This is a genomic window from Anaerohalosphaeraceae bacterium (genome assembly GCA_035378985.1).
Classification (GTDB): Bacteria; Planctomycetota; Phycisphaerae; order Sedimentisphaerales; family Anaerohalosphaeraceae; genus JAHDQI01.
In genome coordinates this window covers 1-13,310 of the sequence record DAOSUR010000008.1, presented here as the reverse complement: position 1 = coordinate 13,310, position 13,310 = coordinate 1, and the positions used below count along the sequence as shown (strand labels likewise).

The 13,310-nt window shown below is 57.2% G+C and carries 12 protein-coding genes and 1 other RNA gene; 7 read left to right on the top strand and 6 right to left on the bottom strand.

Annotated features, from left to right (window positions below):
• Positions 1-15: 15 nt before the first annotated feature.
• Positions 16-2,409 (top strand): hypothetical protein, encoded by a 2,394-nt coding sequence (locus PKY88_07195; GenBank protein HOQ04979.1) that lies wholly within the window; start codon positions 16-18, stop codon positions 2,407-2,409.
• A 178-nt stretch (positions 2,410-2,587) separates the two neighbouring features.
• Here the strand turns inward: PKY88_07195 and dapF are convergent, their stop codons facing one another.
• Positions 2,588-3,466 carry a diaminopimelate epimerase gene (gene dapF, locus PKY88_07190; GenBank protein ID HOQ04978.1) on the bottom strand — a complete coding sequence of 293 codons (879 nt, stop codon included), beginning with the start codon at positions 3,464-3,466 and terminating at the stop codon, positions 2,588-2,590.
• 155 nt (positions 3,467-3,621) lie between these two features.
• Complete coding sequence (locus PKY88_07185; protein HOQ04977.1) at positions 3,622-4,491, bottom strand: radical SAM protein; 870 nt, start codon at positions 4,489-4,491, stop codon at positions 3,622-3,624.
• A gap of 84 nt (positions 4,492-4,575) precedes the next feature.
• Between PKY88_07185 and PKY88_07180 the strand changes: the two genes are divergently transcribed.
• The gene (locus PKY88_07180) at positions 4,576-5,091 is read left to right on the top strand and encodes a DUF456 family protein (GenBank protein HOQ04976.1); all 516 of its coding nucleotides are present in this window, start codon (positions 4,576-4,578) and stop codon (positions 5,089-5,091) included.
• 18 nt (positions 5,092-5,109) lie between these two features.
• Here the strand turns inward: PKY88_07180 and PKY88_07175 are convergent, their stop codons facing one another.
• The 3 genes from PKY88_07175 to PKY88_07165 all read right to left on the bottom strand — a co-directional run bounded on the left by PKY88_07175 (position 5,110) and on the right by PKY88_07165 (position 9,164).
• Positions 5,110-6,777, bottom strand: coding sequence for an electron-transfer flavoprotein:ubiquinone oxidoreductase (locus PKY88_07175; protein HOQ04975.1), 1,668 nt, complete (start codon positions 6,775-6,777; stop codon positions 5,110-5,112).
• The gene (locus PKY88_07170; GenBank protein HOQ04974.1) at positions 6,774-8,870 is read right to left on the bottom strand and encodes an FAD-binding protein; all 2,097 of its coding nucleotides are present in this window, start codon (positions 8,868-8,870) and stop codon (positions 6,774-6,776) included. The genes PKY88_07175 and PKY88_07170 overlap by 4 nt, the downstream gene beginning before the upstream one ends.
• A 153-nt stretch (positions 8,871-9,023) precedes the next feature.
• Complete coding sequence (locus tag PKY88_07165) at positions 9,024-9,164, bottom strand: hypothetical protein (GenBank protein ID HOQ04973.1); 141 nt, start codon at positions 9,162-9,164, stop codon at positions 9,024-9,026.
• 59 nt (positions 9,165-9,223) lie between these two features.
• Here PKY88_07165 and PKY88_07160 point away from each other — a divergent pair, with 59 nt between their 5' ends.
• Positions 9,224-10,666: a sigma-70 family RNA polymerase sigma factor gene (locus tag PKY88_07160; GenBank protein HOQ04972.1), complete on the top strand. Its 1,443-nt coding sequence runs from the start codon at positions 9,224-9,226 to the stop codon at positions 10,664-10,666.
• Positions 10,667-10,714: 48 nt separating this feature from the next.
• Entirely contained in the window at positions 10,715-11,530 is an 816-nt protein-coding gene (gene proC, locus PKY88_07155) for a pyrroline-5-carboxylate reductase (GenBank protein ID HOQ04971.1), read from the top strand.
• 9 nt (positions 11,531-11,539) lie between these two features.
• Here the strand turns inward: proC and PKY88_07150 are convergent, their stop codons facing one another.
• Complete coding sequence (locus PKY88_07150) at positions 11,540-11,722, bottom strand: ferredoxin (GenBank protein HOQ04970.1); 183 nt, start codon at positions 11,720-11,722, stop codon at positions 11,540-11,542.
• Between the two features lie 184 nt (positions 11,723-11,906).
• Here PKY88_07150 and ffs point away from each other — a divergent pair.
• The 3 genes from ffs to dnaX form a co-directional block, all read left to right on the top strand.
• Positions 11,907-12,004: signal recognition particle sRNA small type (gene ffs, locus PKY88_07145), an RNA gene on the top strand.
• Between the two features lie 56 nt (positions 12,005-12,060).
• The gene (locus PKY88_07140) at positions 12,061-12,417 is read left to right on the top strand and encodes a four helix bundle protein (protein HOQ04969.1); all 357 of its coding nucleotides are present in this window, start codon (positions 12,061-12,063) and stop codon (positions 12,415-12,417) included.
• A gap of 22 nt (positions 12,418-12,439) precedes the next feature.
• Positions 12,440-13,310, top strand: an 871-nt coding sequence (dnaX, locus tag PKY88_07135) for a DNA polymerase III subunit gamma/tau (protein HOQ04968.1), incomplete at its 3' end; no start/stop codon positions are given.

Sequence of the window (13,310 nt, the reverse complement as noted above, 5' to 3'; positions counted from 1 at the left end):
GTTTGCGGAGGAGATATGCGGTACGGATACTTTGACGACGAGCGGAAAGAATATGTCATCACCCGTCCGGACACGCCCCGTTCGTGGAGCAATTATCTGGGCTCGACCGAATACGGGGCCATCATCACCAACAACGCCGGCGGCTACAGTTTTTTTCATTCGGCCGCCCAGGGCCGCTTCCTGCGGCTTCGCTTTAATGCGATTCCGATGGATCAGCCCGGACGCTACCTTTATCTGCGCGATATGGACAGCGGGGACTACTGGTCGGCCTCCTGGCAGCCGGTCGGCAAGCCCCTCGAGCAGTACCAATCCGTCTGCCGGCACGGCACCGCCTATACGATTATCGAGTCAGAGTACGGCCGAATCCGCACGGAGACGACCTATTTTGTTCCGCTGGGCAGGCATCTGGAGTGCTGGCTTTTGAAGGTGACGAATCTGGACAAGGTCCGCCGGCGGCTGCGGCTGTTTACGTTTGTCGAGTACGCCAACAACTGGCATGTCTGGCAGGACTTTATCAATCTGCAATACACGCAGTTTATTGTGCGGATGCAGGTCGTGGACAACATCATCGACCACGGCATCAATGTGCTGCTGCCGGACAGTACGGGCAGTCTGCCGCATCACGACGGCAACCGTCATACATTTTTAGCAGCGGTCGGTGCGGAGATTACCGGGTTTGATACGGACCGCGATGTCTTTTTGGGGCCGTACCGCACGTACCGCAATCCGCTGGTTGTCGAGCAGGGCCGATGCACGCAGTCACTGGCCTGGGGCGACAACGGCTGCGGGGTGCTGCAGATGGATGTCGTTCTGGAGCCGGGGCAGCCGCAGGAGCTGGCTGTTTTTCTGGGCATCGGCAAGGCCGCCGTCGAGGGACGCAAAACCGTGCAGGAATACAGCGATCTGCGGAAGGTTCATCAGGCCTTTGAGCAGCTCAAACAGTACTGGCACAGCCGGCTGAAGGGCCTGACGGTCCAGACTCCGGATGCGGACCTGAACAGCATGCTGAATATGTGGAGCCCCTACAACTGCCTGATTACGTATGCCTGGTCGCGGGCGGCCAGTCTGGTTTACTGCGGCGAGCGGGATGGGCTGGGCTATCGCGATACCGTGCAGGATTTGCTGGGGGTGATGCATTTGATTCCGGAGGAGGCGCGCGGGCGGCTGGAACTGATGCTCACCGGTCAGGTTTCCACCGGCGGGGCGATGCCGCTGGTCAAGCCGTTTGCTCATCGCCCGGGAGAGGAGTGCCCTCCGAAAGAGGAGGAATACCGTTCGGATGACTGCCTGTGGCTGTTCTGCACCGTGCCGGCGTTTGTCAAGGAAACAGGCGATTTGGCGTTTTATGACAAGGTTCTGCCGTATGCCGACCGGGGGGAGGATACTGTGCTGGGGCATCTGAAGCGGGCGATTGAATTTTCGCTGGAGCGCAGCGGGGCGCACGGGCTGCCGTGCGGCCTGTCGGCGGACTGGAATGACTGCCTGCAGCTCGGACACAAGGGCGAAAGCGTCTTTGCGGCCTTTCAGCTGCGGTATGCGCTGAAGACGTATATCGAAATCTGTGAACGGCTCGGACGCCGGGATGAGGCCGGCTGGGCACAGGGGCACTTAACGCGGCTGGATAAGAACATCGAACGGCATGCCTGGGACGGGCGCTGGTTCCTGCGGGCGTATCGATGGGATGGGATGAAATTCGGTTCGCAGGAGAATGAGGAGGGCCGCATCTGGCTCAACCCGCAGACCTGGGCGGTCCTGAGCGGATATTTGCAGGGGCCGCGGGCGCTGGCGGTGATGGAAGAGGTCGGCCGGCATCTGGCGACGGAGTACGGCCTGATGATTTGCGACCCGCCCTATGAAAAAACGGATCATCACATCATCAAGGCCTCTCTCTTTAATCAGGGGATGAAGGAGAATGCCTCCATTTTTTCGCATACACAGGGCTGGGCGGTGATTGCCGAGGCGATGCTGGGCCGCGGCGAAAAGGCCTATCGCTATTTTCGGGCCTATCTGCCCGCGGTGTATAACAGCCGGGCGGACATTCGCCAGATTGAACCCTATGTCTATTGTCAGTTTACGCACAGCAAGTACAGCCCTCGCTTCGGGGCTTCGCGTCTGCCGTGGCTGACGGGGGCGGCGGCCTGGTCCTATTATGCGGCGGTTCAGTATATTTTAGGCGTGCAGCCGGATTATGACGGGCTGCGTCTGGACCCGTGTGTGCCTGCCGACTGGAAAGAAATTCGCCTTCGCCGGCGTTTCCGCAAGAAATGGTTCGACATAGAAATCCGAAATGACAAGGGGGTCCAAAAAGGGGTCAAACAGCTGATTGTGAACGGCCAGACTGTTGACGGCAATCTGATTCGCCCCGAGCAGATGAAAGACCGCAATGAGGTCCGGGTTATTCTGGGCTGACCGGAGATGGGTATTTTGTGTACCTGAAAAATGCACAGTTGTTTTCTGCAGCCTGCCGAGTTCCTTGCGATGGACGTGCCTTCCTTTCTATTGCCTTGTCACCTCTGAAAGCGTGTTTTTTGTCATTCCCGCGCAGGCGGGAATCCAAAATCTTTCGGCAAAGTGTTATTCGATGCTTTCAGTCGGGCCAGACGCCGCGGAAGACCTCCACAGCCGGGCCGGTCATATAGACGCAGTTGTCCGTTTCGCACCAGTTCAGGTCCAGGTCGCCGCCGGGCAGATGGGCCCGAACCAGCCGCTGACAGCGTCCGATTAAAACGCCTGCTACCAGCGAAGCACAGGCGCCGGTGCCGCAGGCCAGTGTGATGCCGCTGCCCCGCTCCCAGGTCCGCATGGTGAACTCGTTCGGATTGTCGCTTTTGACAAAATGCACGTTGACCCGCTGCGGAAACAATTCGTGATGTTCAATCAGCGGGCCGATCAGCGGCAGGTCGATGGCATCGAGGTCTTCACAGAAAAAGACGGCGTGCGGATTGCCCATCGACACGCAGGTCATCGACAGTTCCTGTCCGTGTACCGGCATCCGGACGTTGACGACCTGTTCGGCGTCGAGTGCCACCGGTATCTCGCGGGCCTTCAGGATCGGCTGGCCCATATTGACGCACACGCGGCTGACCTTGTTGTGTTCATCCAGTTCGAGGCCGACAGTCAGGATGCCGCGTCCGGTCTCAACGCGAAGCATCGCCGGAAAGGTTCGCTGGCCGGGGACCGACATTTCGTGGTCGGCTGTATGGGGGTGATAGGTTTCGTAAAAATATTTGGCCAGACAGCGAATACCGTTGCCGCACATCTGGGCTTCGGAGCCGTCGGCGTTGAACATCCGCATCCGGACATCCGCCCTTTCCGAGGGACACACGAGAATCAGCCCGTCGGAGCCGACGCCGAAGTGGCGGTCGCTGATTTGCACCGCCAGCTGACTCGGATTGTCCACCCGCTGCCGAAAGCAGTCCACATACACGTAGTCGTTGCCCAGCCCATGCATCTTTACAAAATCCATCGTGTTTCTCCGCCAAATATACGAAAACATCCCACAAAACTTCAGCAGAAGTACTGGATTCCCGCCTGCGCGGGAATGACGCTCTGTTTTGTCGGAAAACTAAGTATAGGGCAAGAAGCCCTTCAAAGCAATCAATTAGATGCGGTAAAAAGGATTTATTGAATGAGCCGCAGGCCTTTTCGGCTGGCGCAGGCGAGGGCGGTTTCGTATTCGGGTTTTGTCGGGCGGCGGTTCAGCGGCGGATACTCATCGGCCCGGAAGCAGGGGTGATATTGGTCCATTACGTTGACGGCTGTATGGGGGGAAATGTGCTCGGCCAGAAAGTCAAAAATCTGTTCACTGCCGGCCAGACCGCCGGGCAGGACCAGGTGCCGAATGAGCAGGCCCCGCACAGCCAGCCCGTTTTCGATGACCAAATCGCCGACCTGCCGGTGCATTTGGCGGACGGCCGCCTGGTTAACCTGGGGATAATCCGGTGCATCTGAATAGCGTGCAGCAGTCGAGGAATCTGCATATTTCATATCGGGCATATAGATATCAATCAGACCGTCGAGCATCGCCAGCGTTTCCGGCAGGTCGTATCCGCCGGTGTTGTAAACAATCGGAAGATGCAGTCCCTCGTCTTTGGCCTTCAGGAGGGCGGGCACAATCGCCGCAATCTGATGCGTGGGCGTTACCAGATTGATATTGACACACCCTCTTGCCTGCAGCCGCAGAAAAATCTCTGCCAGTTCCTCGATGGTGATTTCTTCGCCCTGATGCAGCTGACTGATGTCATAATTTTGACAATAGACACACCGCAGATTGCAGCTGGTAAAAAAGACCGTGCCGGAGCCGCCGTGTCCGACGAGCACGCTTTCTTCACCGAAATGCGGCCCGAAACTGCTGATAACCGGCCGGGCCCCAGTCCCGCAATACCCTTTCTGACCGGCCAATCGGTTGACGCCGCAGCGGCGAGGACAAAGCGTGCAGCGGCCCAGATTGTCCTGAAGAATCTTCGCTTTTTCGGCCAACCGGCTTTTCATCGGTTTTTGTTTCCTCTATCGCTCTTTTTATCGTATGCTGATAGTCAGCGTAATCGTGTACGGAAAAAAGGTCAATCCACCGTTATGATTTATGTCTATCTGGTATTGCTGATTTTGGTGAACGCCTTCTGGCTGGTGCTGGGCTTTTTTTATCTGCCGGGCAACTGGCTGATGGTGCTGACGACGGCGGGGTTTGCCTGGTGGCAGGCGGAACGCGGAATTTTTTCCGTTTGGACACTGGCGGCAGCGGCTGTGCTGGCCCTGTTGGGAGAGCTGGCCGAGTTTTGGGCGGGTCTGGCAGGGGCGAGAAGAGCCGGGGCGGGCTGGAAGGCCTCGTTGGCAGCTGTCGGCGGAGCGATGGCGGGGGCGGTGTTGGGCACGATTTTCATTCCCGTTCCTTTTGCGGGCACGCTGCTGGGCGGCTGCATCGGGGCGGGTCTGGCCGCCTGGGCGTTCGAACGCCGTTCCGGAAAGCCCCGACAGATTTCCATCCAGTCCGGCATCGGAGCCGGTCTGGGCACGGCGGCTGGGGCGTTCCTGAAAATCCTGATGGGGGTTCTGATTTGGCTTTTGATTGCGGCGGCGGCGTTTTGGCCCTGACAGGGGTCGAACATCCGACTACATCGTTTTGTATTTCGGGCCGCCGGTCGGTTCCGGACACCGCCAGCGGATATTGTCAAACGGGCATTTCCTCTGACAGGTTTTGCAGTGCAGACAATTGGAAGGATTAGCCGGTTTGACGATGCCCTGAATGGATTCATACACGCCCGCCGGACAGAAGGTGATGCAGGGGGCTTCAAAAGTCGGCTGACATTTCTCTTTGCACACGGCCGCATCGCGTATCGTCAGGTGGCAGGGCTGTTCCTCCCGATGAGCCGTGCCGGCGACAGCCGTGAAGGTGTCTTTGTCAAACCGCACAGGCGGTTTGAGCCGATAGCGCCGCCGGCGCATGGCCTGCCAGTCGGGTTCAACGGAAAATCGGGGCAGCCAGTCTCCCAGAACGGACAAAGGCAGCCCCTGCAGCGGGCCGAATTTGGCGACGGTCTGGCGGAAGTTTTTGGCGGAGGCCATTTCTTTTAAGACGCCGTTTTCCTCCAGCAGCCGTGTGTAGCATCGGGCGACGGCCGCCGGTGTGTCCAGATTGGCCCCGACGGCTTCCGCGGCGGCCAGACCCGAATAGACGGCGTTGTGAATGCCCTTGATTTTGAGCATATTCACGAACCCCGCACTGTCGCCCAGAAGGCAGACGTTGCTTTTGCCGATGGAGCCGGTCTGCGGGCAGCGCGGCAGGGCATAAAAGCCGCCTTCGGGTATCATTTTGGCGCCGCCTTCGACGACCTTGCCGCCCTCGATAAACCGCCGCACCCACCGGTGCTCCTTAAAGAGCGTCAGGGCGTCCTGCGGATTAAAATCGTAATACGGATAGTCCAGCCCGACAATCATCCCGACGGCAATCTGTTCGGCTCCCATCGGATACATAATCCCGCCGCCGAACATCCCCGGGCCGATCAGCGGTGTCCAGAGCGGATAGCCCATCGCATGAACGACGCGCCCTGAGCCGAATGCCTCGTACTGTTGCGGCGAGACCTTAATCAATTCCTTAACACCCAGCGAAAACAGCTGGGGGCATTGCCGCCGCAGTCCGGCCTTTTGGATGAATTGCTCGGCGATTTGTCCGTCGCAACCTTCGGCAATCAGGATCATCCGGGCCGGGATGATTTCCCCGGGCAGGAAGTTGGGCTGCGGATGTCCTTCTTTGTCGAGTCCCTGATCCACCAGCCGAATGCCCTCGGCCAGATGGGTTTGCTCGTTCCAGAGGATTTCGCCGGCGGCAAAGCCGTGCAGGACCTCGACGCCCGCCTTTTGCGCCAATTCGCACAGCCAAACGGTCAGGCGGCTCAGTGAACAAATCCAGTCTCCGCGATGGCTCAGCTGGCCGAATCCCAGCCCCAGGGTTTTGGCCAGATACACGGCGGGCAGGATTTTGAATGCGGCGCATTGTCCGGCCATAAAGAGCAGGTCATCCTGCTGAACCTGCCCGATGAGCACTTTTTTGGCCTGTTCGGAGGTTTGCCAGTTTGGGTCAATCGGGTTCAGCAGCCGCTCGAGGGCTGCGGATTCTGCCACGGCGCCGGACAGATTGTGATGGCCCGGCCCGGCGGCCTTGTCAATGACAACCACATCCAGTTGCGGATGGTTCTTTTTCAGATGAATGGCCGCCGACAGGCCCGCCGGTCCGGCCCCGATAATCAAAACCGAAACAGGATTTGCCTGCGGTGTGCTCATCCCATTGTCCTCAATTCTTCCGCCAGTTGAGGGATCACTTGTTCAGCGCTGCCGATAAGGTAATAATCGCACTGCTTGAAAATCGGTGCGTGCGGGTCTGTATTAATCGCCACGATTGTTTCGGTATTGGCGATGCCGATCATATGCTGAATGGCTCCGGAGATGCCGACGGCGATATACAGTTTTGGACCGACGGCCGTACCGGTCTGGCCGACCTGATAAATCCGCTCGGCAAAACCCTGTTCAACTGCTGTGCGGGAAGCCCCTTTTTCTACGGATACACCGAAGCGTTCACGAATGGCTGTACAAAGTGTATTCAGAAGCCGGTCGTAGTTGTCCCGGTTCTGCATTCCCTTGCCGCCGCTGACGATGCAGTCGCTGTCGAAATGCACCTTTCCGGTGCCTTTTTCCGTCCGCAGAACCTCCAGGGAAAGGTCTTCCGTTGTCAGGGCCGGCGGATGAGGGAGGATGATTCCTTTGCGGGAAGGATTGTCTTTGAGCCGCTGCATTACACCCGGGCGGGCAGTGGCCATCTGGCAGGGGGAATCCTTCGTGCAGATAGTTGCCATCACATTGCCCCCGAGGGCCGGACGCGTCTGGAAAAGGATGGCGATTTGTTTTTTGCGGCTGCTGTCGCGGATATCCAGACCGGTGCAGTCGGCCGTAAGCCCGCAGCCGGTTCGGTAGGAAACCATCGGGGCCAGCACCCGCCCCTGCGGGGTGGCGGCAAACAGGACAATCTGCGGGCGGTATTTCTCCCAGACGTCCGCGACGGCCTTTCGCCAGACAAAGGGGTCAAAGGGTTCCAGAAGAGGGTGTTCGAGCAGATAGACCTTGTCCGCACCGGCGGCAATCAGCGAATCGGCCAAAGCCCGGACGGATTTGCCGGCCAGCACGACGCCGGTCTGGACCTCCAGAGAATCCGCCAGTTCGCGGGCCTTGCCCAGCAGTTCGAAAACCGCCGGATGGATGCCGTTTTCGTCCTGCTCGGCAACCACCCAGACCTCTCCTTTGTAGGTCGGTTCGGTCTGACGATATCCCTCCAGCATATCCTCGAGGGCTTTTTTGTGAAAATCTACGCGGGGGTCCTGAAGGATTCTTTCGCAGACCTGGTCTGTGATTTCTTCCGGGCGGGTAATCTTCATTTCCTGAAGGATTTGGGAGAGGACCTGGAAGTCTTCCAATTCCTTGACGGTTCCTTCGAAGGAGCGGTCAAAGGGGCTTTTTCGTCTGGCGGGCAGAAGATAGACCGGCCGGCCTTTTTCCTGGGCCTGTTCGCCGGCGGAGGCCTGCCGCAGGGATTGGGCAATGACCTGGGCGAGTTCTTTGGCGGAATGAACCGGCTGACATTTGCGGGTTGTCTTTCCGGGCGGGAAGACCCGAATCACCCGGGTTTTTGAGCCCTCCACACCGACGGCCTTGGCCTGAATGGTTCGGGCATCCCATTGAATCAGAGGGATTTTGGAGGCCTGACGGGTTCTTTGGAAGGAGGCGAACAGGGGATATTCGTATTTGGCGACTGTCAAAACCGCCGGCATCCGCCGCAGCTGAACGATTTGGCTGCCGCCGGAGATGATTCGTGTAAAAGTGAACCGCCCCTGCTGAAAGTGAGCATCGGTAATATAAGAAACACAGGGGATATTCATTTCTTCGGCAATTTGGGGAGGAACCTGGGCTGTATCGCCGTCCACGGACTGCATACCGGCTACGATATAGTAGTCCGGCGAGTCCTGAAACATTTCTTTGGCGATTTTTCGGATGGCCCAGGCCAGCGGGTTGGCTGTGGCCCAGGTGTCAGCCCCGCCTAATGCCTTGTCCGTCAGGAGGATAGCGGTATCGGCACAGCGGGCCAGACAGTAGCGAAGGACCTCTGCGGCCATTGGGGGACCCATTGTCAGGGCGATAATCCGGGCGTTTTGGTCACCGGCCAGGAAAGCCATTCGGCGGGCAAAGGCAAGGGCTTGGGCATCTAATTCATTAATTACACTCGGCAGGCGGGTTCGGATGAGATTGCCTGTATTGGGGTCAAAGGCATTGTCCGTAATCTGAGAAACATCCGGTACTTGTTTGACTAAAACGATATAGTCGCTCATGAATCCCCGTTATCACTGACCTCAAAGACCAAATCAAAAGCCGCCTCATCTTATCAACTTTGTTTTTTCGGTCAATTAAAAACAGCTTAAGGTTTTCGTGTCGCTTGCTGAGGAAACCCCTTGCCTTGTTCCTTTTCAGACTCCATAATCCCTTTATGGCAATACAGATTCAACACCCAGCCCTGCGTCAATTGTTGGAACCTTTTCAGAAGGTTTCCCGCCAGGAACAGAAAAAAATTCTGGATAATATAGAAAAACTTCTTCTACTTTTGGACCCGCGTAAAGAGTATCCATTCGATTTCATTGTTTTTCGACTTAGGGGACGACGAGTTCATGGGGCTCTTGCGGACCTTTTGATTCCCGGACGTCGGCTTCTGGATGACCTGCGGGTTTTTTCGATGCAGCTGAGCCGCCGGATGGAGCTGTCCGCTGCCGAACAAAACGAGCCGCTCTATACCGTTTCTCAATTGGCCCAGCGGTTTTCCGTCTCCGGCAAAACGGTTCGGCGCTGGCAGAAGCAGGGGCTTCTGGGTAAACACTGCCTTTTTCCGGACGGGCGCAGAAGACTGGCATTTCTGGAGTCTGCTGTCAATCAGTTTGTTTCCTCTCATCCGGAGCGGCTTGCCAGGGCAAAAGGATTTTCCCGTCTTAGTGAGAAAGAAAAGCAAACTGTGATTGAGATGGCGGCCCAGCTGCAGAAGGCCAGGCCGACCCGTGCGAAAGAGCCGATTTTGCAGGAGGTTGCCCGACGTCTCGGTCGGGCCCGGGAGACGGTGCGGTTAATTCTGGCTGAACATGACCGGCAGTTTCCGGAAAAGGCCGTATTTGCCCGACCGTTCGGCCGTCTGAGTCCCAAAGACCGTGCCGCCCTGTACAAACTTTATAAGCAGAAGACGCCGGTTCGGCAGCTGATGGAGCGGTTTGGGTTAAGCTGCAGCTCTGTTCATCGAATCATTAATCAGCAGCGGGCCAAAGAACTGCTCGGGCTGAAACTGGAGTATGTGGACAGCCCGGACTTTCACGCTCCGGATGCGTACCGCGCAATCGTTGAATCGACGGATGTTCTCTTGAAAGACCTTTCGGCGGCCCCTCCTTCGGTGCTCAGCCGTGCGGAGGAGACGGCGCTGTTTCGACGATACAATTATTTGAAATACCTGGCATTCACGGAACGGTCGCAGATTCAGCCGGCTCATCCGTCCAGCCGGCAGCTGCGCCGAATTGAAACCTATCTGGCAATGGCGGAGCAGACGCAGCATTTCCTCCTGCAGGTGAATATGCCGCTGGTGATTCGTGTGGCGGGCAGACACAGTCAGTTCGGGGCTTCCGTCGGGGATTTGGTCGGAGAGGGGAATCTGTCGCTGATTGCGGCTCTGGAAAAATTTGATTACACCAAGGGCTATCGTTTCAGCACGTATGCGGCTCTGGCGATTGCCAAGGATTTTGCCCGCCGCATCCCCGCTGAGACCGCCCGTCCGGACCGGGCCGGGGGGTCGGATTTGTCCCGCGTGGCCCAGCCGTCGGAAGGGAAGGCTGCGCCGGATTTTGGGGCCGTCGAACAGGCCCAGCGCAGTCTGCTGGATATTATTGAACGGGAGCTGGATGAACGCGAACGCTTTGTCGTGATGAATCGTTTTCCCCTCAGTGAGGGAGTCATTCCCCCCAAGCCCAAGACGCTCAAAGAAATCGGGGATGTGCTGGGGCTGAGCAAGGAGCGGGTCCGCCAGATTGAACTTCAGGCACTCCAGAAGCTCCGGCGGACGCTTAGTCCGGAACAGTTTGACTTGCTGACCGGCTGATGCATACAATAGCCCAAAAAATGGTCCGTATTCAGAAAGGCCGACACAATGGAGAATAAAATACTCGGATTTATCGGCGGCGGAAATATGGCACAGGCCCTTCTGAAAGGGCTTTTGCAGCAGGGGCTTTATCAGCCGGAGCAGATTTGGGTCTCGGATGTCCTTGCAGAACGGTTGGAGTTTCTCCGCCGGACATATGGTGTTCATACCGCAGCGGACAATCGTGCGGCGGCCGGACAGGCCGACATTGTCATTTTGGCCGTCAAACCCCAGCAGATGGCCGCTGTTCTGGAGGAAATCGCCGGCAGTATCCGCCGCGGAGCGCTTGTGATTTCGATTGCCGCCGGAGTTCGAACGGCCAAAATCCGCTCGTTTCTGTCTCAGAATCCGATTATCCGGGTGATGCCCAATACCCCCGCGATGGTCTCGGCAGGCGCCAGCGCCCTGTACAATGCCGGAGCTTCGCCGCAGCAGATGCAGGATGTCCTGCGGATATTTGAATCGGTCGGCAAAACGGTTGTGGCGGAATACGAGGAGCTGCTCGATGCCGTCACGGCGGTCAGCGGGTCGGGGCCGGCGTACTTTTTCCTGCTGATGGAGGAGATGCTCAAGGCCGCTGCGGAGCTGGGGCTGGATGAGGCGACCGCCCGAACCCTTGTTCTTCAGACAGCCAAAGGGGCGGCACTTCTGGCGGAGGAGGCCGCCGGCCGGGGGGAAACACCGGATATCCTGCGAAAAAAGGTGACTTCACCGGGAGGGACAACGGAAGCGGCCCTGAAGGTTTTCGGGGAGTATTCTTTCGGTCCGATGGTGCGGCAGGCCCTTTTGGCGGCGGCCCGGCGTTCCAGAGAATTGTCGGCCTGAAAGCGGAGATTATTCGACAATGATGGCTTCGACGGGACACTCGTCGGCGGCCTGCTCGACCGCCTCTTCATACATCGGCGGCACTGTCTCGACCAGGACTTCCGCCTTGTCCTGTCCCATTGTGAAGACTTCCGGACAGGTATTGACACACAAACCGCACGCCGTGCAATTGTCTTCAATTCGAACTTTCATACCAAAACACCTCCAGTTTTCCGGGGTTTTTTCAACCTCCCTGCCCATCAGCTTCCGAATAAGGATATTGTAGTCCGGAAAAGTGTTCCGGGAAACTTGTTTTTTGTGGAAATTTTGCTGTCGGGTCTTTATAGTAGAAGGGCCCTTGAACCAGGAAGGGGCTCTTCCAAAAATGTTTTTTTGTGGTCGGGTCCCATGCAAGCACCGCGCGTGAACCGGGTCAGGCGGGGAACCGAGCAGCCCTAAGCGGCAGCGGGGCTGTGTATGGCAAACCCGGCCACCTTTTTTATTGATTAGTGATTAGTGTTTATTGAATATTGGGGGGAGCTGGAGCGTGAATGGATGCGGGAGAATTAAAGAGACGGACCAAACAGTTTGCCCATCGCTGTGTACAATTGGCCTCTTCGCTTCCAGATACTTCTCTTTGTCGGCATGTCCAAAAACAACTTATCCGCTCCAGTACATCTGTTGCAGCCAATTATAGGGCGGTTTGTGCAGCACCTTCCAAAGCGGCCTTTTCCTCAAAACTCGGTATTGTCATCGAAGAAACGGATGAAACAGCTTTTTGGATAGAATTTCTAATTGAAGAAGGTATAATACCTCTGAAGAAATGTGAGGCGCTCTTAAAAGAAGCAGGCGAATTGACCGCCATTTTCATCGCCTCCAGGAAAACCAGTCAGTCGAAGAAACAATAATCCATAATCATTAATCAATTGTATGGCTTATACGGTTTTGGCAAGACGGTACCGTTCGCAGACCTTTGACGATGTAGTCGGGCAGGAAGCCGTTGCGCAAACCCTCAAAAACGCCATCTTGTCCGGGCGGGTGGCCCATGCGTATCTGTTTACCGGCACCCGGGGGGTGGGCAAAACCACGATGGCCCGCATCCTGGCCAAATCGCTGAATTGCCTGAAATCCAAGGAGCCGACGGTTCACCCGTGTCTGGAGTGCGACAGCTGCCGGTCAATCCATACCGGCGATGATATCGATGTGATTGAGATTGACGGGGCCTCCAACAACAAGGTCGAGCATGTTCGGGAGCTGATTGCCAACGCCATTTACCGGCCGGCCCGGGCGCGCTTCAAAATCTACATCATCGATGAAGTGCACATGCTCACATCCAATGCCTTTAACGCGCTGCTGAAGATTCTGGAAGAACCGCCGGACTATGTAAAATTCATTTTTGCCACGACAGAGCCCAATAAGGTTCTGCCGACGATTCAGTCCCGCTGTCAGCGGTTTGATTTTGCGGCGATGAACGCCCAGACCATCACGGCGCAGCTTCGCAAAATCCTACAGCAGGAGCAGGTCGAGTACGAAGAAGATTTGCTGGTTCATCTGGCACGGCTGGCCAACGGTTCGATGCGGGATGCGCTTAGTCTGCTGGATCAGCTGCTCAGCGTCGGTCAGCGGCCGCTGACGGCGGCAATGCTGATGGAGTGCATGGGGCGGCCGGACCGCCGGCACCTGCTGAAACTGGCGGAACAGATTGCCTCCCGCAGCGCGCCAGGTGTACTGGCAGAGACGGCCCGACTGATGGAGATGGGCCAAATGCCGGTGACGATTTGTGATGCCCTGATTGAGCTCT